We start from the raw sequence: 16,790 nt of genomic DNA, 5'->3' as shown, positions 1-16,790 counted from the left end.
CCGCCTGATCACTTCCGGACATGCGAAAAGCCCGCCGACTCGAGTGGAGTCTGGCGGGCAGTGGACGCATTGCGTCTGGACCAACGTAGCAGCCGACCGTCACGTCAAGCTAGTCACCACCGTTGGCGTGTCGGTATCGGGCCATCGCCGCGGCAGCCTCGAGAACGTGCTGGGTGAGGAAGGTTCGTTCCCGGCCGCGCATCTTGAACCGGGGTAGTAGTGGCCGGTTCCGGTCTTCGGGGTGGGTGGCTTGCGCCCAGTCGCGGATCCGCCGGATCGGGACGTTGATCAGTTCGGCGGCTTCGAGGGTGGTGAGTTCCCGGTCGCCGTCGACGATGTCGGGCTTGTCGAGCATCCACGTCTCGCCGAACGCGGCCACCGTGTCGTCGAGCCGGTTGCAGGCGTCGGGGTCGAGCAGGCGCAGGTGAGCGCGGTACATCGAGGCGACCCGCCGTGCCCGGTCGAGGGCGGTGTCGACAGGGTTGGGCCAGGCACCGCGGCGGGGTTGTCGGTTGAGGTCAGGGTTCACGCCGCCACCTCGAGCTCGGGCCACAGCAGCGTCGCCATGTACGTCTCGTAGTCGGGGTACGCCCGGTAGGCGGAGCACTTGTCGCAGTTGACCTGCATGGGGTCGCCCTCGAACTTCGGTTCGGAGCGGTACAGCGGCCCGTCTACCCCACGCACCGGTCGGGATGGGCAGGCCCAGCATTCGCCGGGGATCCAGAACCGGCGGGTGGTGCGCCCCAGCATGCCGCGTGCCCGGCCGTGGAGGTCGGTGAGCTGCTGGACGGCCTGCCAGCCGTACATGTCGGCGGGTTCGTCGTCGACGCCGGTGGGGCACACGACGGTGGCCGGCAGTTGCGAGAGCCGCTCGAGGCGGGAGCCGATGACTTCGACAGCGCGTTGCACAGCGGTCCCGGGCCGGGTCTTGAGCGCGGGTTCGTAGTTGCTGGTGGTGACCCGCCACGACGGGCGGACAGTGCCGGGGTCGGACAGGCGGCAGGCGACCCGCAGTTCGTACTCCCAGGTGGTGGTGACGTGCACGATTTCGGCTTGGAGTGCTTCGACGTGCTGGGAGATGGGGATGGGGCGTTCCTTGGAGCCCGAGGCCCGTTCGGCGATGGCTTGCGACAGGGTCGGCTCGTGCAGCTGGGCGAGGTCGAGGTAGTCGAAGACGAGTGAGCGGATGTTGCGGGCGGCCTGGTCGAGGCAGTCGCCGCACAAAGGCCGGCTGGTGTGGGCGCCGAGTTTCAGTTGCGGGTCGTAGCCGGCGCAGCGGTCAGCGTTGTTGCATGTGCCGTCGTGTCCATCCACGGGGTGAACTCCTCGCGCCGTTCGGGCAGGTACGGTGGCGTCGCTGAGTGCATGTTGTGGAGATCGGAAGAGCGGCGTCGGGTGTGCAGCCCGGCGCCGTTTCGCTATCTGCGCCCGATGTTTATATGGCGCTGTGGGCGCTGCGGGGTGCGTGGGCCATGGGCGACGTCACGGCGGCGCGCTGCCATCCGGGCGAGTGGATGCTCAGGCTCGGGCTTCTGCTCTGGGGCGATCAGCGGCTGCAGTTCACGCAGTCTGTTGACAGCGGAGCCGATCGCCTCACCCATGCTGCGGAAGGCTGATATGACGGCGGGCATCGAGGCGGCCATCGTCCTGAGCGCAGCAGCGTTGGCCTCTGTGGCACGTGCCCGATATGCCTCACCCCATTCGATGACGTCGGGCCGGTCAGGGTTCGCTCGGGCGTAATCAGCCTGCAGCTCGACCTCCAGCCGTTCAAGTCGGCGCCGGATGACGTCGTCGGGATACCGCACCCTTGTCAGGAATTCCTGCGTTACACGCCAACCTGCCTTACGGTCACCGATCCGCATCTGGAATTCGGTGGTGCCGTCATAGTGGTCGAACTGGGCGACCTCCAAGGAGGGGCCCGGGAATGCCCGACGGCAGTTTCCGCACAGGTCACATGACTCGTAGTCGGACATCTGGGAGACGGGTTCGTCGCTACCGAAAGCCGTCACGTCGAACCGCATCAGCCCGGGCCGCATGCCAGGCAAAGCGACGCTTCGCTCACCGCAGTGCAGGCACATCCGTTGCCAGGGGGCGAGCTCAACGCGGCGGCGTCGCGGCTCAGGCGTGTCGTGACGCACTGGGCGGCGCATGACGTCCGCCCATGGGTCGCCGCTCGCATGCCCCGGGTCCGGGTCGAGTCGGCGGCTGTCGGTGAGTTCCCGTTCGAGGCGCTGCCAGAACGCCTCCAATTCCGGGCGCCCCGCCGGGGTGACGCTGAGTTCGCCCGCCTGCTCCGCGGGGACGTCGACGCCGACGAACCGGTACCCGTCATGCAGGCGCAGATGCACGTCGAGGGTGCCGGTGCGGGCGTAGAACTGGGCGTGGAGCCGAGGACTGCGAGGTATCTCCGCGATCAGCGTGAGGTCGCTGTCGTCGACCTCGGTGACCATGTCGGGCCGCCAGCGCATCGCCGTCTCGTCGGTGGTGTGCACGCTGCGATGGGTGGGGGTGCAGTCCTCGGAGCAGTAGGCGGAGCCTTCGCGTGGTTCGGCCCCGCATGGGCAGCAACCATCGATGGCGCGTTCAAGCTGCTGGAGGATGTCCACCACGCCGTTGTAGCAGGCCGGGGCTGGTTTGCCCACGACGCGACAGGCTTTCGGGTTAGGTGTCGTCTTGGGCGGCGAGCAGGTCGAGCAGGTCCGGGCCTTCGTGGCCGATGTCGAGGGTGCTGCCGGTCAGGCCAAGCATGGCGGCGCAGACCGGCCCGAGGGCGTTCACCATGGACGAGGGGTTGGTCGGTGTACCGCAGCGGCGGCACGGGCGCTTAGCGATGCGCTGGGGGCCGTTTCCGGTCATGCTGCGTTCCGCTTCCGGGTACGGCGAAGGACCGTCGTCCGGGCCGCAGGGTCGACGTGGATGATCGGAACGCCTGCCCCGTCCAGCTTCCGCACCGCCGATGCCGTTCCACCCGAGGTCTTCCCCGGCAGCCACACGGCGATCGCCGCCGCCGAGACTTCGATCATCCCGTCGTTGCGGGCGTGCAGCGTCCGGACGTCGTAGTAGCCGCCGTAGGTCTTCACCTTGTCCGCAACCCGGCACAGCCTCTCCCACTCGACCCGGTCGGCGGGCTGCCACTTGTCGGGCTGCTGCGGGAACGGAATGTGCGCCCACAGCTTCAAGCCGGCGCGGTCCACCGAGTCCGTCCACCACAGGTCGGAGCCGATCGCCATGCCCGAGACGCCCACCTGCGTTCCGTGCTCGGCGCGCAGCTTCACGGCCAAGCGGTTGAGCTCGGAACGCACCCATGGGCGGTCGGCAGGGGCGAGGTGCTGCGGCCGGTGACCGGTGACCATCACGGTGGGCCAAGCGGCCATCAGTCGCCCTCACCCACGTCAATCACGCCAGCCGCCTTCGCTTTCCGCCAGGCCACCGCGGTTGCCTGCGGTGTCTCGTGGTCGCGCTGAAACGGCCTGGCGAGGACGCTGCTTGCGTGTCGTACGCAGCCACACGCACCCCACTCGGCGTCGACGAACTCGTGCCCGTGTCGTGCTTCGCGGGCGGCTCGCTCGGACATCTCGCCGCCCCAGTGGCAGCGGCCTTCGAGGCAGTCGCCGCAGGTATCGTCGAACAACTCCTGAAGGGCGTCGCCTTCGTCGTCAGTGAGATCAGGCCAGTACGGGTGCTTGGTCATCGCCGGATCTCGCTTTCCAGGATCTGCGGCGGTGTCGCCCCGCCCCACTGGTCCAGTTCGTAGCCGTGCTCGTCGAGCTTCGGGCCACCGGACACGTCGTACTCGGCGCACTCGGACCAGCCGCACGGGCAGCCGAACGGGCCGCAGATGATCCCCACGCCGTTGTCCACCTCGTCACGGGAGGTCGGCGTCAGGCAGCGCGGGCAGTCCATGGTGCGGCGCAGTTCGGCGTAGTAGGCGTCGGAGAACATCAGGCGCTCACCTTCGGCTTGGCCTCTCCGAGGTAGTCGGGCTTCCCGCACCAGGTGCAGCGCGACCACTTGTCGCCGTTCACGCCGTCGACCACCAGCCGCAAGACCAGCGATCGAAGGTCGGCGACGGCGATCCGGCCCACCTGCTCTCGCACCTGGTTGGCGAGCACGTTGTGCTGCGCATGGTCGGGCATCGGGCCACTCGTGGCGACCTGGCGCCGGTTGAGTTCGGCCTCGTGGAGTTCACGAAGGATGGTGTCGACACGATCGCTCTGGCTAGACATGTGGATCTCCGATCTTGGGGTGGGGCAGGATGAGGGCAGGGGAGCGGAGCGTTACCGGCGTTCCGCTCCCCGTCTGCGTCTTACGCGATGGTCATGTCCGCGAATTTGGACAGGTGGAGCTGGGCGGCGACCGTGATCGTGTCGGTCGCGCCGGCCCGATTTTTATCGACGATAAAATCGGCCTCCCCCGCACGCGGTGACTCGGGGTCGTAGTAGTCGTCGCGGTGGATCAGGACGATCACGTCGGCGTCGTTCTCGATAGCACCGGACTCGCGCAGGTCCGACTTCGTGGGTCGCTTGTTCGGCCGGTTCTCGGGTCCGCGGTTGAGCTGGCTGACGGCAATCACCGGGATGGCCAACTCCATCGCCAGCAACTTCAGGCCGCGCGACACGGCGGCGATCGCGTTCTGCCGGTTCTCGGCGCGAGCGGTTTCGATCAGTTGCAGGTAGTCGACGACGAGCAGGCGCAGCCCGTGCTGCCGGTGGAGTTTGCGCGCCCGTGACCGGATGTCAGCGAGGGTCATGTTGGGGCTGTCGTCGATGAACAGGGGGTGCTTGTCCCCGTCGTTAGCCAGCTCCTTGATCCTTTTCCATCCCTCCCCTTCAACGAGCCCCGACTTGAGCTGGTGCAGGGACACTCGGGCTTCGGAGGCCAGGATTCGGGTGCCGATCTCCACGTCGCGCATCTCCATCGAGAACACCGCCGCAGGGATGCCTTTCCGGAAGGCGGCGTTCACTGCGAACCCGGTCGTGGCTACCGACTTGCCGACGCCAGTACGGGCAGCGACCACGATGAGCTGACCAGGCAGCCAGCCGCCGAGGAGTCGGTCCAGATCGTCGAGCCCGGTCGGCACTCCGGGGAGGGTGCCCGTGTCCGCCTCGGCTTTGCTGACCGCGTCGAGTACGTCCGGCAACACCGCCGCCCAGCGGCGCGGCCCTCCGTCCTGGGCCAACGCGTCCTCGACGCCGGCCAGAGCCTCGCGGACGAAGTCCATCAGGTCGCCCGGGTCGGCGGGAGTTTCGCCGTAAACGCCGTGGCTGACCTTGTCGGCGAGCAGCCCGAGCCGGCGCAGCATGGCTTTGCGGGCGACGATGTCGGCGTAGTGCCCGACACCTGCGGCGAAGGGCACGGCGGCGTAGCAGTCGGTCAGGTAGCCCAAGCCGCCCACTCTGGTGATCTGTCCGAGGTTCAGGAAGTGCTCGGCGAGTGCGACGGGGTCAGTCGGGTGGCCCTTCGCCCGCTGATCGACCAGAGCGGTGAAGATCAGTTCGTGGGCTGGGCGGTAGAAGTCACCCGGCTTGAGGATCTCTTCTGCGGACTCCGAAGCCTCGGCGGAGGTCATCATGCAGCCCAGCACGATGCGCTCGGCGTCAAGGCTGTGCGGGGGCGTCCGCTTCAGCTCGCCGGTCATGCGGCGTTCGCCCGACGGTCAGGGCCACCCATGACGATCCGCTCGGCCGCGGACAGCCGGGACAGAACTCGGTCGCCAACGGCCTGAGCAAGGTCGGCGGGCGGAAGGTTGGTGGAGTAGATCGTCGGCTTACGGTGCTCCCAGCGGTGGTTGACCAGCCGGTAAAGGTTCTCGGCGGTCCATCCGGTGTTGAGGCCCGCGCTGATGTCGTCGAACACGAGCAGGTCGATGTTCATCAAGTCGTCGAGAACGGCTTCCCCGGAGATGTCGCCACCGGGACGCATGGCGGCGTTGAAGGTCGGGTGGGAGATTGTCTTCCAGTAGCAGCCGCGGCCCATCGCGGCGAGCCCCTCGGCGCATGCACCGATGATGCCCCACGCCTCCCAGGTCTTACCGCGCCCCGTCCGGCCGGACAGCAGCAGGGAGCCGACCTTGGTGGGGGCTTCGATGTAGCGGCGAACCCAGTCAAGGGCGACAGGATGGGTGGCCTTGGCGTTCTCGAACTCTCCGGGCCGCTTGGCGAGGTTCCTCTCCGCCTGTTCGAGCCGAAACGCGACGAGGTCGAACGGGGGGATCCTCTCGTCGAGGCGGGCGGGGTCGATGCCGAGGCGTCTGAGGATCTCGACGGCCTTCGGGTGGTGTTCGGTCATCGGGTTACTGCGCTCCAATCGTCGTAGGCGCTGTCGTCGTCGGCGTTGCGGTACTGGCCGGGGTTGCTGTTGTGGTTCCTCCGGCCTGACGCGTTGCTGTTGTAGCCGCTGCCGTTCGAGGCTTTGGCGCGCTGCTCGATGTCCTGCTGATCACGGAGAAGCCAGTTGCGCCAAGTTAGATCCCAATCCTTTTTTCGCTTGCCGTCACCGAAGTACGTGATGAAGCGCTCGGTAGCGATTCGGCAAATGACGTCGCGGGTTTTCTCTTTCGCCCACGCTTCCATTTCGGGGGAGACGGACCAGTCGACGGGCAGGGTCTCGGGGTTCTTGGTGACCGTGCGGCTGAGACGCTTCCGTTTCGGTGCGGCCTTCTTCGCGGGTTCCTCGGTGATGGTTTGTGTCTGGCAGCCTGGCTCGCGTTGGTTCGGCACCGAGAAGAGCGCATCGGGGTCAACGGTTTCGTCGCGCGGACCCTCCTCCGTAGGAGGAGGTGGTTCACCTTGGTACACATGGTTCAGTTCTTTGTGTCCCGCTGTGGCACTAGCCTGGTCCCGTTCTGGCACTAGCCCTAGTCCCGCTGTGGCACTAGTCCCGCTCTGGGACCAGCCCTCAAGTTGGTCCCGCTCCGGGACTAGTCCCGCTGTGGCACTAGCTCGCTCAGGCTCCTCGGGGTCGTCGGCGGGGGCGTTGGCAGGGATCACCAGAAGGTAAGAAGTGCGTTCCTTGTTCTTCTGCGATGCGTGCTTCGGCGGCACGGTCCGCTTTATCCATCCCCCATTCTCCGCTGAATTCAAAGCGCGAACAACGGTCGAGCGGCCCAACCCCGTGAATCCTGCAAGGTCCGTGAGGCTCGGCATGAACCGCTCCGGAATGAGGCCCGTTGCCGGGTCAATGAGGGTCGCCAGCGTCAGGAGGGTGTGCCGTTCCGGCGCCGGGAGCCCGGATCGTCGAATGGCACGCATGAGCGCCCAGATGTCGGGCACGAGACCTCCTTGGGGTGGGCGAAGGGGAAGGGCTAGTTGTCGTACTCATCGACGACGTAGGTGACTGGCCCGCCCTCGTCGCGCCGGGAGTTGATCCGTAGCGTCGTGCCGTTGAACTCGACCTCCGTGCCGCTGTAAACGCACGTCACGACGCCGGTCTGGGCCGACAGTTCGGTGAGACCGTCGAGGAAGGCCGTGAGCGCCCTCAGGTCGTCAGTGCTGGCGGTCCACGAGCCGGCCATCAGGCGACGTCCGCAGCGAAGTCAGCCCATTCGTCCACGGGCTGCACCTGCTTGCGCCGCTCGATCTCCTCGACGACGCGGGGGAGTTGTTTCTTGAGTGCTTCGGCGACGATCTGGCTGACGCTGAGGTCGGTTTGGTCGGCGACACGCTGTGCGGCACTCCAAAGCGACTCATCGGCGGAGCGGATGTACAGGGTCTTGTGCGCCATCGGGATCTCCTCTCCTGACTGCTGAAACATGCGAACCGTGTACGTACTCAACCTATCCGGTCGTGTACGTACACACAAGCTGCAAGGCTGATCAAGTGCGGCGAATCGTGTACCGACACGACGTACTCTCACGACATGGCCGAGCCGAACCCCAACCGGCGGCGAATCACCACCCGCCGTCAGATCGCGCTGTCCGACGCGCTGTGGGATCGACTCGGGTTACTCGTCGGTGACCGCGGACGCTCTGAAGTCATCCGGAGTCTGGTGGCCTGGTATCTACGAGAGCCGGGCGCGAAGTTGCCGGAACGGCCGCCCCGACAGGGCTGACCTGCCGCACGGTGACCGGCGCCGACCGTGCCGCCGCCTCAGCGAGTACCTGCTCGCCCAGCCCGGTCAGCCGGTACGTGCCGCCCGAGTCCGGCTGTTCGGTCACCCAGCCCTGCGTGACGGCTTTCGCGTGCAAGCTGTCGCGTCGGCCTGCGGACCACAGGCCGCGCAGGACGGGCAGACCGCCGTCGGACTGGGTGACCTGGCCGGCATCGACCTGGCGCAGGTAGCGGCGGTCTTCGAGGGTCACATAGGTGGTCATGGCGTGCCGTCCGGGACGTGCGTGGTGCACCAGGAGTCACCACATTGCGAGGGCTCGCCACACGTCTCGCAGGCACTGAGGGGCGCGCCGCAACGTCGGCAGACCCACTTGACCTTCACGGTGTCCGGCGGGACGAGGGCGCGGTCACGGCGTTCGAGGCGGTAGTCCCGCTCGACGATGGCGAGGACAGCCTCCAAGGCGCGATGCGCGGACTTGCCGAGCATCACCCGAAGCATCTCGGCGGTTGGCTCGATCATGACTTCCCTCCCGGCAGCTTGCGCAGGTCGTGGCGAATGTGGCTGATGACCGCCCCGACCCCGGCCGACAGCCCGAGCCCGTGGTCCCGTGCCCACGCCATCAGGTCGTCGTTGCCGACCGGCAGGGTGTCGATGCCCTGCGCGAGGGTCAGGTGCGGCGGGCTGTAGCTGGCGTCGATGGCGGCCCGTTCACCGTCTTCGGTGAGCCACGCCCGGACCGTCTTCGGTTCGATGCCGGACATCAGCGACACCAGGCCGGCCTTCTCCAGCTCTCGCAGCGCCTGGAGCACCGAGGTGGGGAACGTCCACAGGCGTTCACCGAGACGGCGGCGCGAGGCAAGAACTTCGAGGCAGAGGTACTGGGTGGCGGGGAGCTTGTCGGTGTCGATCACGACGCCACCTCCCGCCGCGCGTCCGTCAGTTCGACGAGCGCAGCCCACAGCCGGTCAGCTTCTTCCTCGTTGCGGCAGTACGCGGCGGTGTAGACCACCGAGCCCCGCCGAATGGTCACGCAGATGCTCTTGCGCAGCGGGTGGCGGGTGACGCCGACAGCGAGGTCGCCGCGTTCCAGTTCGCCCCAGCCGCTCACGATCGCACCGCCTCGGCAACTTCGGCCAGCGTCTGCGACGTCGGTTGCCAGAGCCCCTGCCTGCCGTTCGCGGGCACCGGACTACGTAGAGCCCGCACGTTGGTGAGCCGCCAGTGGCACTGGCCCGGCATGGCCCACTCGCCGCACCCGCAGCGGACGGTGTCCGAGTGACGCGACGTGTCGCAGGCGAAAGAAAGGTCCGCTACGGCGACGATCGCCGAGGTGTGCGGCTCGCCGATGCACTCGGCCGTTGCGGGTCCGCGATCCCAGCCCTTCCCGGCGTGGATCAGCAGCGTGTGGACGCCGTCCCAGGGCATCCAGGACCGATTCTCGACGTCCTTCCCGTAGTGGGCGATCAGGTGGGCCCACGGGTTCTTGAGGGTTATGGCGTGCGCGTCGCGCAGCTTGGACGGAATGATCAGATCGGTCACGGCTTCTCCCCAATGACGAGGCCCAGCGCGTCCACGTACGCCTTCTGCCGACGCTTCCAGTCGTCGCAGCAGTACTGCGAGTCCATCTCGTCGAATGCCTTCCGGCAGGACTCGCAGTCGTCGTTCATCAGGTGACCCTCCTGCTCGTGCTGGTCGGTCATGGCGTTGTGGAGCTGCCAGGCGACGGCCCGCAGCCGCTCCACCTCCCGGTACAGCTCCAACATGACGGGCCGGTAGTCGCCGGTCGGGCAGGTGCACGAGCCCATGCCGATGTCGCAGGAGCCGCACACGTTCAGAAACGGGTCGGCGCGCTTGAGCAGGTCGTCGGTCATCGGGCACCTTTGTTTCGGCGTCGGTCGCTGGTCAGCCATGCGAGCGGCGGCAAGGTAATGGCGGCACCGATGAGCGTTCCGGCCGCCGCCCACGCCACGAGGTCCATTTGGCGGGCGACGATCCAGGTGAGCAGCAGCATCAACGTCCCGACGGTGAACGCAACGACCAGCGCGACCTTCGCAAGGCTGCGCTGGGAGATCATCGGGCTACCTCCTTCTCGGCGTCGAGCTGGGCGGTGATCCACGCCTGCCGGTCGTCGTCGGTGTAGCCCTCGGCTTCGTCCCACCACTTCTGGGCGGCAGCGATGTTCTCTTGGCGCCAGCGCGGCTTGAACGGGCGCGGGTGCATCTCCCCGTCGGTCCACATGTCGCCGCAGTTCAGGCAGGTGATGGTTTGGCCGTACCACATGGCGAGGTAGCCGGCCATGCGCTGCTCCGAGTTGCAGGTGGGGCAGTGGATGGTGCGGCGGACAGGGAAGGTGTCGGGTCGGCAGAGCGCTCCAGCGGTCATCGTGTGGCCTCCTGATCGGCGGTGGCATAGCAGCAGCCGCGCAGATGGAAGCCGCCGTCGCAACCGATCGGCTGGCACGGCTCCGGCATGTCCATGCCCGGCTCCCTGGCGGCTTGGCGGCGGCGGACCGCGATGATCGCGCCCATGTCGCGCAGGTCGATCGCGGTCGCACCCATCGCAATGGCGGCAGTGCGCTTGCCGTCGACCACGTCGTAGTGGAAATGGACACAGACGCCGTCGAGGGTGGGGCACTTGGCGTGCTTGCAGTGGCCCTGGAACCACTCGCGGCGCTGACCGAGGCGGCCGGCGAACTCGTGCAGCTCCTCGACCGTGTCAGCGGTCAGATGCGACCAGCGGGCGTTGATGCGGCCGACGGTGGCAGGTGCGCGGAAGTTGTCGACGTAGACGGTCATCGGGCCTCCTCCATCGGCACGTCTGCCCGGTCGGTGAGCGCCGGCTCAAGCAGCCGCCGGAACGCCTCGTACTCGTCGGGGCGCATCGTCAGCAGCCCGCACAGGCCGAGGTGGGCATCGCCGGTTGCCGCGTACAGGCGGAACCGGACGTGGTAGCCGTTGTTGTCGTCGACCTTCAAGCCGAAACGGGCGGTCATCGGGTGGCCTCCGCAGCGACGCGCGGGTATTCACGGATGCGCAGCTCCGGCGACCAGAACTGCCAGTCGCCGCCCTTCTTGTCGACCGCCGAAACCGGGGAGTCGGATGCGGAGACCGACCACTCATCGACGGTTACCTGAGGCGTCTTGCTCGCCCAGACCGAGCCGAGCTGCTTGACGAACACGGCCGTGTTCGAGGCTTCAGCCATCGCGATCAGTTCGCGGAACCAGCCGAGGTCGAGCGGTCGGGAGCCGGGGCCGGACTCGCCGCCGAGGATCAGCCAGTCGATGCCGGTCAGATCGAGCGACGGGAGCGGTCCGAGGAGCGGTTCGGCGGAGATGAACCGGATGGCGGCGGGTGTCTCGCGCAGGGCGTCAGCACGGCGGACGTACTTGTCCGACTCGATCGATGTGCCGAGCCAGACGTTTCCCAGCGGCCAGGTCGGCAGGTCACGCGGCGGGCCGTTCAGGTCCAGGACGCTTTCGCGGGTGAACATCTCCGAGCGCCAGTTGCGGTCGGCGAGGATGCGCGCCATCCGCTCGGGTTGCTTGGTCAGCACTTGGTAGGTGTGGCGCGGGGTGGCGGCCATGACGGCGAAGACGCGGGTGAGGAAGTCGTTCGGCACCCGGGCGTGGAACAGGTCGCTCATCGAGTTGACGAACACGGTGGCAGGCTTACGCCACCGCAGCGGATCCCCGAGCGCGTCGGGGTGGACGGTCAGGCCGAAGCCGGGTCCGGAGGTGCGCGGGTCGCCGTCGTTCTGGTACTTGGCCTGGCCCATGCCCTTGAGGCGCTTGGCCATGGTCAGGGCGTAGCAGTTGTCGCAGCCGTTGCTGATCTTGTCGCATCCGGTTGTCGGGTTCCACGTCTTGCCGACGGTGCCCTCTCGGTGCGTCCACTCAATCGCAGTCTCGGTCATCGGAGCCTCTCTGTTCGCATCCGTTGCCTGGTCAGGCACTGTCGCCGTACTCTTAGCTGACAGGTAACCTCACAACGAACCTTACAGGAGAGCTTCCAATGATCGCTACGATGAGCGCGCCTGACGTTTCACCTGCCAGCGAGCTGTACGCTGCCGATGTGGCAAAGCGGCGACTGGTCGGCATCCAAGAGGCCCGTGACCACTTCCGCGCGCTCGTCGACAACGCCGTGAAGGACGACGAACACACGGTGGTTGCGCGGCGCGGCAAGGCAGTGGTCGCCGTCGTACCCATTGAGTGGTACCGACGTATGGCTGAGCTCGACGGCGAACCGACTGAGCTGTAGGCACAGCTCACGCCTTCACCCGCCGCAGCCCACCCCGCGACGTCACCACGAGGAACCCGTCGGCGAACTCCACCAGCGCCGAATTGCCTGCCCGGGACCGCACCACCACCCGGCAGCGCACCCCCGCCCGGTCCACGCCGTCGCCGAACCACGGCACCCGAACGGTCACGCCCGGCAGCGCCCAGGTGCGGGTGCGCCACGTCCACACGTACGGGAACTCAGTCACCGGTTCCTCCGGTGATCACAAACGACGCCTTGATGACGACGACGTCGCGGTCCTCGTCGTACGCCACGACCTGCTCGGCCGGGATTGCGTAAGGGGAGTGACCGGAGGTGTCGTCGCGAAGCTCAGTGCGTTTCTCCCAGATTGCGCGCTCACCTTCCGGGTCGTCGTCGACCAGCACCTCAATGCGGACGTCGTTGTTGCGCCGGGCCAGCAACGCCCGCGCCAACTCGTGACTCAGCACTCCAGATCTCCCGCCTTGCGCGCCAGTCCGACCATCTCCCGCTGGCTGGACGCCGAATACCGCCACAGCAGGTCCCGGATCCGCGTCCGCACCGTCCCCACCGTCGTCCCCATCCGGGCGGCGATCTCCGGACCGGTCAGTCCCTCCGCGACCAGGCCGAGCAGTTCACGCTGCCGCGGCGACAGCGGGCGCTGGCCGATCTGCGGGCCGCCCCTCACCACAACACCTGCGCGGTCACCAGGTCGAGCGCCTCACGGGCGTAACCGGGCACCTCCGAACGCACCCGCGACAGGCCATCCAGCGAGCTCAACGGCGCCCACACCGCCACGTTCACCTCGTCCTCGGCGTGACGCAGCGGCACCCGGGAATCGGCGAGGCCGACGAACAGAAGGTCGTCGTGGGTGTGGGGCGGCTCATCCGGCCTGCCGGGGCGGCCCGTCTTGGCCGGCGCCGCGTGGTCCTCCCGTTTGAACACCTTCACGCTGTACAGCTCCGCCAGGACGCCGGTCTCCTCGAACACCTCCCGCCGGGCCGCCTCCCACGCCAGCTCACCCGCCTCGACGTGCCCGCCCGGGAACTGCCACAGCCCCGACGCCAGGTGATGCACGAGCAGCACCAGCCGCTGGTCGGGGTCGAGGACCACCATGGACGCGGTCTGGTGGCGGGTGTCAGCGGTGACCGTCATGCCTGCCCCGTCGCAGGGTCCAGCACCACGATCGCCCTCGACCGGCCCGGCGCCCGCCGGATCCAGCCCTTCTCGTTCAGCTGGCCCAGCTGGTACTGCACCGACGACACCGACATGCCGCACACGTCAGCCACCTCCCGGATCGACGGCGCGTAGCCGTGCTCGGTGGCATAGCCGCGGATGGCGGACAGGATGCGCGTCTGGGTGCGCGACAGAAGCGGCGTCACGGTGGCGGGCATCAGGACTCCTTCTCGGTGGTCAGATGCCAGCCGGCGTTACGGATGTACACCGCCAGCTCGGCACCCTTGCGCTTGTCAATCAGCCGCAAATGGTTCGGCGACCACCGCTTGCTGTTGTTGGTGCCGGGCAGACACTCGAGCGCGTGGTAGGCGGCAGCGAGCATCTGGACGGCGTCGGGATCGGGATCAGTCACAGCTCGACGACGAGGACGAGCCGGAGTCCGACGAACTCGACGACGAGCCCGAGTCGAAGGAGCTCGACGGGCTGTAGGCGCTCGTGTCGTACGCGAACGTGTCCGTGTAGGGGGCACTCGAGTCGGAGCTGTCGGGCCGGCGACGGGCGGCGCGCTTACACGCGTCGGCAGTGCAGTTCTTGCGGTTGTGCGCGGTGCAGATCATGGTGTTCTCCTTCGGTTGGGCTGGTTGATCTAGAACGGAGGCTCGTCAGTGGCGGCTTGCTGGCGTCCACCGAACCCGCGGTCAGGCTGCGCGGCCTGACTCGCCCACGGGTCGCCGCCGCCCTGCTGACCCTGCGGCTGCTGGCCGCCACCGTTCGAGCGGGACATCCTGTTGACCTTCGCGGTGGCCCACTTCAAGGTCGGGGCGATCGTCGGGAACACCAGCTCGAAGACCGTCCGTTTGGTGCCGTCCTTCGCCTCGTACTCCCGCTGGCGCAGCTTCCCGGACACCAGCACCTCGTGGCCGCGCTGCAGCGACTCGGCGATGTGCTCGGCCTCCTCGTTCCACACCGAGGCTTCGAGGAAGATCTTGTCGCCGTCTTCCCACTGGTTCGTCTGCTCGTTCTTCTTGCGGTCCGAGAATGCGAGCCGCACCTTGGCGACGGCTTTGCCGCCGCTTGTAAAACGCAATTCCGGGTCGTCGACCAGGCGGGCAGTTCCAGTGATAAGGGGGAGGCTCATGCTGCCTTCTTTCGTGATCGGTTCTGACGATGTGGTTGCGAGTCGAGATCCCGCGCGCATTGGCGGCACCGTCGACTATTTGGCTTGGAGGGCTGCCGGTAGGTGTTTGCAGCCGAGTACTCATGCCCTGCTGGACAGAAGGTCTTGAGCTTGTTGAACGTCGCGACGCCTAAACCGCGAAGCGTGTTGACGCCGAGCGTCACCGCTTCAAGGTGGCGGGGGTTAACGCACCGTCGGTTACGGCAGAGGTGGTCGATCACCAGACCGTCAGGAATCGGGCCGATCAGCGCTTCGTATGACCAGCGGTGGGCCAGAACCATCGAGGTCTTGGTGGGATGAAAACCGCCGTACCCCTGTTTGGTCGTTCCCGCAGTCCATTGCCAACAGGGTCCACGGTTGCGAAAGGTCGACGGGGAAGGTCCATCCTTGTCAACCTTGACCCAGAACCGCACTTCAGGCGGGGTGGAAACACGCTTACCCACGAGCCCCTCCGATTGGAGAGGCCAGTTCGTAGTCTTCGCAGGGGATGAGCGCCAGGTCGAAGCCGAGCGCCCGCAGTGCAGGGATCAGGTAGGGGAGGGTCGGCACTGCGCGGCCGGTCTCCCAGTCCGACAGCCGGGCCTGATGCATGCCGATCTCTTGGCACAGCTCCCGCTGGCTGAGCAGGCACATCGAGCGCAGGCCGGCGACCAGTGCACCCACCGTCGCCGCATCAGTGATCGGAATCGGCCGTAGCGTTTCGGCGGTCATGCCGCCTCCCCGGTGAACGGGTCGACCTCGGCCAGGCGGAGGGCCTCGAGGTGGGTCTGCGCTGCCGACATCTCACGGCTGGCCCTGTCGTCGCCGACACCCAGCACCGTGGCGACCGTTGCCACGCTGTGGTTGCGGGCCAGCAGCCGCAGGATCGTCTTCTCACGCTCCGACAGCGGGGTCACGGCGACACCTCGGTGATCGTCACGACGGCCAGACCCAGCGGGTGCACGTTCTTGTCGACCTTCTCGCCGATCGCAATGAACGGGCCGGCCAGCTTGCGCGAGTTGTCGTCGTCGACCAGCTCGTAGCCGGGCTCCACCCGAACACCGCGCTTGCCGTTCACCGTCCGGGGGCGACACAGGCCGTCCACCATCGGCTTGGCCACATAACGGTGGTAGTTGCCGGAGTCGCGGTCCCGGGCATCAGTGAAGTGCAGCGTCACGTCCACGCGCACCCGCTCGACATGCTTGGGTAGCCGGGCCTGCGTGGCGTACAGGAACGACGCCTCACGCCACGCCTTCACCGCCGGGCCGGTGACCCGCCAATGGTGACGGGAGTTCTCCGACAGCATCTTGGCCGGCGCCGGGACGGTCAGCTGCCAGGTTCTGGTCTCGGTCATGGCGGTCACCACTCGACCCCCGCCAGGTCAAGCATGGCGTCCCACAGCGGCTCAGCCACCCCGAGGACGTTCGCGAGCCGGTTACCGCATTCGGCCAACGCCTCCATCCGCGCCCGATGAACCAGCACCGTCGCCGTGCCCTCGAGAACGGGCACAGACATCAGCTCACCGACGAGCTTCGCCGACCGGTAGTAGTCCTCGACGATCGGCTTGAGCACCTCGTCATGGACGCGCTGGTCGGAGGCGGTCATCACGCCACCTCGCTGTACGCGTAGGCGTCGTCGTCGAACTCGACCTCACGCAGGTCCATCACCGTCTCGGCGCTGGCGGCCTCCACGACAAGCTCGTGCAGGTCGCGGTCGGCCTCGGAAAGAGCGGGCAGCAGTTCGTTCATGTCAGTCCTCCTTGGTCGTGGGTTCGATCGAGCCGGAGTCGTCAAGCAGGACCCATCGGCCTCTGCGCAGGACGGGTTCCTTCAACGGGTTCTGGTGTTCGCGCAGCATCCAGCCGTTGCGGTACGCCTCGGCGGGCATCAGATGTCCGCGGCCGTGACAAGCCCTGCAGGCCGCCAACGCGTTCGACAACACGTGATGAGCCTTCGCTGCCTCGCCCTTTCTGCCGCCGGCGCCGACCTTCTTGCGATGCGCCAAATCGGTGGCGGTGCCCGTGCAGGTCAACGTGGCGATCTCGCACCAGCCCTCCGAACGGGCGACCAAGGCGGCACGCAGGCTCTTCGGGATGGGATAGCCGGTACGCAGGCGGGGCTGATTCGAGCGCTTAGCGCGGTCATGCGCCACGGAAG

39 protein-coding genes are annotated in these 16,790 nt (G+C 67.3%); 1 reads left to right on the top strand and 38 read right to left on the bottom strand.

The window, feature by feature from the left end; translation table 11 throughout:
• Positions 1 to 109: 109 nt before the first annotated feature.
• The 23 genes from KXC43_RS03485 to KXC43_RS03375 form a co-directional block, all read right to left on the bottom strand.
• Positions 110 to 529 carry a hypothetical protein gene (locus KXC43_RS03485; protein WP_221374380.1) on the bottom strand — a complete coding sequence of 140 codons (420 nt, stop codon included), beginning with the start codon at positions 527 to 529 and terminating at the stop codon, positions 110 to 112.
• Positions 526 to 1,314, bottom strand: coding sequence for a hypothetical protein (locus KXC43_RS03480; RefSeq protein ID WP_221374379.1), 789 nt, complete (start codon positions 1,312 to 1,314; stop codon positions 526 to 528). Before KXC43_RS03480 ends, KXC43_RS03485 begins: the two co-directional genes overlap by 4 nt.
• A gap of 104 nt (positions 1,315 to 1,418) precedes the next feature.
• Positions 1,419 to 2,642 (bottom strand): hypothetical protein, encoded by a 1,224-nt coding sequence (locus tag KXC43_RS03475; protein WP_221374378.1) that lies wholly within the window; start codon positions 2,640 to 2,642, stop codon positions 1,419 to 1,421.
• A gap of 210 nt (positions 2,643 to 2,852) precedes the next feature.
• The gene (locus KXC43_RS03470; RefSeq protein ID WP_221374377.1) at positions 2,853 to 3,374 is read right to left on the bottom strand and encodes an LOG family protein; all 522 of its coding nucleotides are present in this window, start codon (positions 3,372 to 3,374) and stop codon (positions 2,853 to 2,855) included.
• Positions 3,374 to 3,691 (bottom strand): hypothetical protein, encoded by a 318-nt coding sequence (locus tag KXC43_RS03465; RefSeq protein WP_221374376.1) that lies wholly within the window; start codon positions 3,689 to 3,691, stop codon positions 3,374 to 3,376. The genes KXC43_RS03470 and KXC43_RS03465 overlap by 1 nt, the downstream gene beginning before the upstream one ends.
• On the bottom strand, positions 3,688 to 3,942 hold the full coding sequence (locus tag KXC43_RS03460; RefSeq protein WP_221374375.1) for a hypothetical protein: 255 nt from the start codon (positions 3,940 to 3,942) through the stop codon (positions 3,688 to 3,690). Before KXC43_RS03460 ends, KXC43_RS03465 begins: the two co-directional genes overlap by 4 nt.
• Positions 3,942 to 4,226 carry a hypothetical protein gene (locus tag KXC43_RS03455; protein WP_221374374.1) on the bottom strand — a complete coding sequence of 95 codons (285 nt, stop codon included), beginning with the start codon at positions 4,224 to 4,226 and terminating at the stop codon, positions 3,942 to 3,944. The genes KXC43_RS03460 and KXC43_RS03455 overlap by 1 nt, the downstream gene beginning before the upstream one ends.
• A gap of 80 nt (positions 4,227 to 4,306) precedes the next feature.
• Positions 4,307 to 5,638: a replicative DNA helicase gene (gene dnaB / locus KXC43_RS03450; protein ID WP_221374373.1), complete on the bottom strand. Its 1,332-nt coding sequence runs from the start codon at positions 5,636 to 5,638 to the stop codon at positions 4,307 to 4,309.
• Complete coding sequence (locus KXC43_RS03445; protein WP_221374372.1) at positions 5,635 to 6,288, bottom strand: P-loop NTPase family protein; 654 nt, start codon at positions 6,286 to 6,288, stop codon at positions 5,635 to 5,637. The genes dnaB and KXC43_RS03445 overlap by 4 nt, the downstream gene beginning before the upstream one ends.
• Positions 6,285 to 7,271 (bottom strand): helix-turn-helix domain-containing protein, encoded by a 987-nt coding sequence (locus KXC43_RS03440; RefSeq protein ID WP_221374371.1) that lies wholly within the window; start codon positions 7,269 to 7,271, stop codon positions 6,285 to 6,287. Before KXC43_RS03440 ends, KXC43_RS03445 begins: the two co-directional genes overlap by 4 nt.
• A 32-nt stretch (positions 7,272 to 7,303) precedes the next feature.
• Entirely contained in the window at positions 7,304 to 7,513 is a 210-nt protein-coding gene (locus KXC43_RS03435; RefSeq protein WP_221374370.1) for a hypothetical protein, read from the bottom strand.
• Positions 7,513 to 7,722 carry a hypothetical protein gene (locus KXC43_RS03430; protein WP_221374369.1) on the bottom strand — a complete coding sequence of 70 codons (210 nt, stop codon included), beginning with the start codon at positions 7,720 to 7,722 and terminating at the stop codon, positions 7,513 to 7,515. The genes KXC43_RS03435 and KXC43_RS03430 overlap by 1 nt, the downstream gene beginning before the upstream one ends.
• Before the next feature lie 250 nt (positions 7,723 to 7,972).
• Positions 7,973 to 8,311, bottom strand: coding sequence for a hypothetical protein (locus tag KXC43_RS03425; protein WP_221374368.1), 339 nt, complete (start codon positions 8,309 to 8,311; stop codon positions 7,973 to 7,975).
• Positions 8,308 to 8,568 carry a hypothetical protein gene (locus tag KXC43_RS03420; protein ID WP_221374367.1) on the bottom strand — a complete coding sequence of 87 codons (261 nt, stop codon included), beginning with the start codon at positions 8,566 to 8,568 and terminating at the stop codon, positions 8,308 to 8,310. The genes KXC43_RS03425 and KXC43_RS03420 overlap by 4 nt, the downstream gene beginning before the upstream one ends.
• Positions 8,565 to 8,960, bottom strand: coding sequence for a helix-turn-helix domain-containing protein (locus tag KXC43_RS03415; RefSeq protein WP_221374366.1), 396 nt, complete (start codon positions 8,958 to 8,960; stop codon positions 8,565 to 8,567). The genes KXC43_RS03420 and KXC43_RS03415 overlap by 4 nt, the downstream gene beginning before the upstream one ends.
• Complete coding sequence (locus KXC43_RS03410) at positions 8,957 to 9,157, bottom strand: hypothetical protein (protein ID WP_221374365.1); 201 nt, start codon at positions 9,155 to 9,157, stop codon at positions 8,957 to 8,959. The genes KXC43_RS03415 and KXC43_RS03410 overlap by 4 nt, the downstream gene beginning before the upstream one ends.
• A complete protein-coding gene (locus KXC43_RS03405) occupies positions 9,154 to 9,588 on the bottom strand; it encodes an ASCH domain-containing protein (RefSeq protein ID WP_221374364.1) in 435 nt (144 codons plus the stop codon). The genes KXC43_RS03410 and KXC43_RS03405 overlap by 4 nt, the downstream gene beginning before the upstream one ends.
• Complete coding sequence (locus KXC43_RS03400) at positions 9,585 to 9,920, bottom strand: hypothetical protein (protein ID WP_221374363.1); 336 nt, start codon at positions 9,918 to 9,920, stop codon at positions 9,585 to 9,587. Before KXC43_RS03400 ends, KXC43_RS03405 begins: the two co-directional genes overlap by 4 nt.
• Positions 9,917 to 10,123, bottom strand: a complete 207-nt coding sequence (locus KXC43_RS03395) for a hypothetical protein (RefSeq protein WP_221374362.1) — start codon at positions 10,121 to 10,123, stop codon at positions 9,917 to 9,919. The genes KXC43_RS03400 and KXC43_RS03395 overlap by 4 nt, the downstream gene beginning before the upstream one ends.
• Positions 10,120 to 10,431 carry a hypothetical protein gene (locus tag KXC43_RS03390; RefSeq protein WP_221374361.1) on the bottom strand — a complete coding sequence of 104 codons (312 nt, stop codon included), beginning with the start codon at positions 10,429 to 10,431 and terminating at the stop codon, positions 10,120 to 10,122. The genes KXC43_RS03395 and KXC43_RS03390 overlap by 4 nt, the downstream gene beginning before the upstream one ends.
• A complete protein-coding gene (locus KXC43_RS03385) occupies positions 10,428 to 10,844 on the bottom strand; it encodes a DUF4031 domain-containing protein (protein ID WP_221374360.1) in 417 nt (138 codons plus the stop codon). Before KXC43_RS03385 ends, KXC43_RS03390 begins: the two co-directional genes overlap by 4 nt.
• A complete protein-coding gene (locus tag KXC43_RS03380; protein ID WP_221374359.1) occupies positions 10,841 to 11,041 on the bottom strand; it encodes a hypothetical protein in 201 nt (66 codons plus the stop codon). The genes KXC43_RS03385 and KXC43_RS03380 overlap by 4 nt, the downstream gene beginning before the upstream one ends.
• Positions 11,038 to 11,961: a DUF5131 family protein gene (locus KXC43_RS03375; RefSeq protein ID WP_221374358.1), complete on the bottom strand. Its 924-nt coding sequence runs from the start codon at positions 11,959 to 11,961 to the stop codon at positions 11,038 to 11,040. Before KXC43_RS03375 ends, KXC43_RS03380 begins: the two co-directional genes overlap by 4 nt.
• Positions 11,962 to 12,059: 98 nt before the next feature.
• On the opposite strand from KXC43_RS03375, the gene KXC43_RS03370 reads away from it, so the two are divergent.
• Complete coding sequence (locus KXC43_RS03370) at positions 12,060 to 12,305, top strand: type II toxin-antitoxin system Phd/YefM family antitoxin (RefSeq protein ID WP_221374357.1); 246 nt, start codon at positions 12,060 to 12,062, stop codon at positions 12,303 to 12,305.
• Between the two features lie 7 nt (positions 12,306 to 12,312).
• Here KXC43_RS03370 and KXC43_RS03365 read toward each other — a convergent pair whose 3' ends face one another.
• The 15 genes from KXC43_RS03365 to KXC43_RS03295 are packed head-to-tail and all read right to left on the bottom strand — an operon-like array spanning position 12,313 to position 16,785.
• Positions 12,313 to 12,531, bottom strand: a complete 219-nt coding sequence (locus KXC43_RS03365) for a hypothetical protein (protein WP_221374356.1) — start codon at positions 12,529 to 12,531, stop codon at positions 12,313 to 12,315.
• Positions 12,524 to 12,772: a hypothetical protein gene (locus tag KXC43_RS03360; protein ID WP_221374355.1), complete on the bottom strand. Its 249-nt coding sequence runs from the start codon at positions 12,770 to 12,772 to the stop codon at positions 12,524 to 12,526. The genes KXC43_RS03365 and KXC43_RS03360 overlap by 8 nt, the downstream gene beginning before the upstream one ends.
• The gene (locus tag KXC43_RS03355; RefSeq protein WP_221374354.1) at positions 12,766 to 12,990 is read right to left on the bottom strand and encodes a helix-turn-helix domain-containing protein; all 225 of its coding nucleotides are present in this window, start codon (positions 12,988 to 12,990) and stop codon (positions 12,766 to 12,768) included. The genes KXC43_RS03360 and KXC43_RS03355 overlap by 7 nt, the downstream gene beginning before the upstream one ends.
• Complete coding sequence (locus KXC43_RS03350) at positions 12,987 to 13,457, bottom strand: NUDIX domain-containing protein (protein ID WP_221374353.1); 471 nt, start codon at positions 13,455 to 13,457, stop codon at positions 12,987 to 12,989. Before KXC43_RS03350 ends, KXC43_RS03355 begins: the two co-directional genes overlap by 4 nt.
• A complete protein-coding gene (locus KXC43_RS03345; RefSeq protein ID WP_221374352.1) occupies positions 13,454 to 13,696 on the bottom strand; it encodes a LexA family protein in 243 nt (80 codons plus the stop codon). The genes KXC43_RS03350 and KXC43_RS03345 overlap by 4 nt, the downstream gene beginning before the upstream one ends.
• On the bottom strand, positions 13,696 to 13,890 hold the full coding sequence (locus tag KXC43_RS03340) for a hypothetical protein (RefSeq protein ID WP_221374351.1): 195 nt from the start codon (positions 13,888 to 13,890) through the stop codon (positions 13,696 to 13,698). The genes KXC43_RS03345 and KXC43_RS03340 overlap by 1 nt, the downstream gene beginning before the upstream one ends.
• Positions 13,883 to 14,095 (bottom strand): hypothetical protein, encoded by a 213-nt coding sequence (locus KXC43_RS03335; protein WP_221374350.1) that lies wholly within the window; start codon positions 14,093 to 14,095, stop codon positions 13,883 to 13,885. Before KXC43_RS03335 ends, KXC43_RS03340 begins: the two co-directional genes overlap by 8 nt.
• Positions 14,096 to 14,124: 29 nt before the next feature.
• The gene (gene ssb, locus KXC43_RS03330; protein ID WP_221374349.1) at positions 14,125 to 14,616 is read right to left on the bottom strand and encodes a single-stranded DNA-binding protein; all 492 of its coding nucleotides are present in this window, start codon (positions 14,614 to 14,616) and stop codon (positions 14,125 to 14,127) included.
• Positions 14,613 to 15,098: an HNH endonuclease signature motif containing protein gene (locus tag KXC43_RS03325; protein WP_221374348.1), complete on the bottom strand. Its 486-nt coding sequence runs from the start codon at positions 15,096 to 15,098 to the stop codon at positions 14,613 to 14,615. The genes ssb and KXC43_RS03325 overlap by 4 nt, the downstream gene beginning before the upstream one ends.
• Entirely contained in the window at positions 15,091 to 15,366 is a 276-nt protein-coding gene (locus KXC43_RS03320; RefSeq protein WP_221374347.1) for a helix-turn-helix domain-containing protein, read from the bottom strand. Before KXC43_RS03320 ends, KXC43_RS03325 begins: the two co-directional genes overlap by 8 nt.
• Positions 15,363 to 15,551, bottom strand: a complete 189-nt coding sequence (locus KXC43_RS03315) for a helix-turn-helix domain-containing protein (protein ID WP_221374346.1) — start codon at positions 15,549 to 15,551, stop codon at positions 15,363 to 15,365. Before KXC43_RS03315 ends, KXC43_RS03320 begins: the two co-directional genes overlap by 4 nt.
• The gene (locus tag KXC43_RS03310) at positions 15,548 to 15,988 is read right to left on the bottom strand and encodes a hypothetical protein (RefSeq protein WP_221374345.1); all 441 of its coding nucleotides are present in this window, start codon (positions 15,986 to 15,988) and stop codon (positions 15,548 to 15,550) included. The genes KXC43_RS03315 and KXC43_RS03310 overlap by 4 nt, the downstream gene beginning before the upstream one ends.
• A gap of 5 nt (positions 15,989 to 15,993) precedes the next feature.
• Complete coding sequence (locus KXC43_RS03305) at positions 15,994 to 16,239, bottom strand: hypothetical protein (protein ID WP_221374344.1); 246 nt, start codon at positions 16,237 to 16,239, stop codon at positions 15,994 to 15,996.
• Positions 16,239 to 16,382: a hypothetical protein gene (locus KXC43_RS03300; protein WP_221374343.1), complete on the bottom strand. Its 144-nt coding sequence runs from the start codon at positions 16,380 to 16,382 to the stop codon at positions 16,239 to 16,241. Before KXC43_RS03300 ends, KXC43_RS03305 begins: the two co-directional genes overlap by 1 nt.
• A gap of 1 nt (position 16,383) precedes the next feature.
• Positions 16,384 to 16,785, bottom strand: coding sequence for a hypothetical protein (locus KXC43_RS03295; protein ID WP_221374342.1), 402 nt, complete (start codon positions 16,783 to 16,785; stop codon positions 16,384 to 16,386).
• Positions 16,786 to 16,790: the final 5 nt, after the last annotated feature.

Source organism: Paractinoplanes polyasparticus (assembly GCF_019710575.1).
GTDB classification, from domain to species: Bacteria; Actinomycetota; Actinomycetes; order Mycobacteriales; family Micromonosporaceae; genus Actinoplanes; species Actinoplanes polyasparticus.
The sequence above is the reverse complement of the archived record's forward strand: the minus strand, read 5'-3'. Positions and strand labels throughout refer to the sequence as shown.

What these genes read in the sequence shown, in the direction of transcription:
- KXC43_RS03470 (WP_221374377.1), bottom strand. Translation starts at nt 3,374, where the DNA reads ATGGCCGCTTGGCCCACCGTGATGGTCACCGGTCACCGGCCGCAGCAC.
- KXC43_RS03465 (WP_221374376.1), bottom strand. Translation starts at nt 3,691, where the DNA reads ATGACCAAGCACCCGTACTGGCCTGATCTCACTGACGACGAAGGCGAC.
- KXC43_RS03460 (WP_221374375.1), bottom strand. Translation starts at nt 3,942, where the DNA reads ATGTTCTCCGACGCCTACTACGCCGAACTGCGCCGCACCATGGACTGC.
- KXC43_RS03455 (WP_221374374.1), bottom strand. Translation starts at nt 4,226, where the DNA reads ATGTCTAGCCAGAGCGATCGTGTCGACACCATCCTTCGTGAACTCCAC.
- dnaB (WP_221374373.1), bottom strand. Translation starts at nt 5,638, where the DNA reads ATGACCGGCGAGCTGAAGCGGACGCCCCCGCACAGCCTTGACGCCGAG.
- KXC43_RS03445 (WP_221374372.1), bottom strand. Translation starts at nt 6,288, where the DNA reads ATGACCGAACACCACCCGAAGGCCGTCGAGATCCTCAGACGCCTCGGC.
- KXC43_RS03435 (WP_221374370.1), bottom strand. Translation starts at nt 7,513, where the DNA reads ATGGCCGGCTCGTGGACCGCCAGCACTGACGACCTGAGGGCGCTCACG.
- KXC43_RS03430 (WP_221374369.1), bottom strand. Translation starts at nt 7,722, where the DNA reads ATGGCGCACAAGACCCTGTACATCCGCTCCGCCGATGAGTCGCTTTGG.
- KXC43_RS03425 (WP_221374368.1), bottom strand. Translation starts at nt 8,311, where the DNA reads ATGACCACCTATGTGACCCTCGAAGACCGCCGCTACCTGCGCCAGGTC.
- KXC43_RS03420 (WP_221374367.1), bottom strand. Translation starts at nt 8,568, where the DNA reads ATGATCGAGCCAACCGCCGAGATGCTTCGGGTGATGCTCGGCAAGTCC.
- KXC43_RS03400 (WP_221374363.1), bottom strand. Translation starts at nt 9,920, where the DNA reads ATGACCGACGACCTGCTCAAGCGCGCCGACCCGTTTCTGAACGTGTGC.
- KXC43_RS03395 (WP_221374362.1), bottom strand. Translation starts at nt 10,123, where the DNA reads ATGATCTCCCAGCGCAGCCTTGCGAAGGTCGCGCTGGTCGTTGCGTTC.
- KXC43_RS03390 (WP_221374361.1), bottom strand. Translation starts at nt 10,431, where the DNA reads ATGACCGCTGGAGCGCTCTGCCGACCCGACACCTTCCCTGTCCGCCGC.
- KXC43_RS03385 (WP_221374360.1), bottom strand. Translation starts at nt 10,844, where the DNA reads ATGACCGTCTACGTCGACAACTTCCGCGCACCTGCCACCGTCGGCCGC.
- KXC43_RS03380 (WP_221374359.1), bottom strand. Translation starts at nt 11,041, where the DNA reads ATGACCGCCCGTTTCGGCTTGAAGGTCGACGACAACAACGGCTACCAC.
- KXC43_RS03375 (WP_221374358.1), bottom strand. Translation starts at nt 11,961, where the DNA reads ATGACCGAGACTGCGATTGAGTGGACGCACCGAGAGGGCACCGTCGGC.
- KXC43_RS03370 (WP_221374357.1), top strand. Translation starts at nt 12,060, where the DNA reads ATGATCGCTACGATGAGCGCGCCTGACGTTTCACCTGCCAGCGAGCTG.
- KXC43_RS03350 (WP_221374353.1), bottom strand. Translation starts at nt 13,457, where the DNA reads ATGACGGTCACCGCTGACACCCGCCACCAGACCGCGTCCATGGTGGTC.
- KXC43_RS03345 (WP_221374352.1), bottom strand. Translation starts at nt 13,696, where the DNA reads ATGCCCGCCACCGTGACGCCGCTTCTGTCGCGCACCCAGACGCGCATC.
- KXC43_RS03335 (WP_221374350.1), bottom strand. Translation starts at nt 14,095, where the DNA reads ATGATCTGCACCGCGCACAACCGCAAGAACTGCACTGCCGACGCGTGT.
- ssb (WP_221374349.1), bottom strand. Translation starts at nt 14,616, where the DNA reads ATGAGCCTCCCCCTTATCACTGGAACTGCCCGCCTGGTCGACGACCCG.
- KXC43_RS03320 (WP_221374347.1), bottom strand. Translation starts at nt 15,366, where the DNA reads ATGACCGCCGAAACGCTACGGCCGATTCCGATCACTGATGCGGCGACG.
- KXC43_RS03310 (WP_221374345.1), bottom strand. Translation starts at nt 15,988, where the DNA reads ATGACCGAGACCAGAACCTGGCAGCTGACCGTCCCGGCGCCGGCCAAG.
- KXC43_RS03305 (WP_221374344.1), bottom strand. Translation starts at nt 16,239, where the DNA reads ATGACCGCCTCCGACCAGCGCGTCCATGACGAGGTGCTCAAGCCGATC.
- KXC43_RS03300 (WP_221374343.1), bottom strand. Translation starts at nt 16,382, where the DNA reads ATGAACGAACTGCTGCCCGCTCTTTCCGAGGCCGACCGCGACCTGCAC.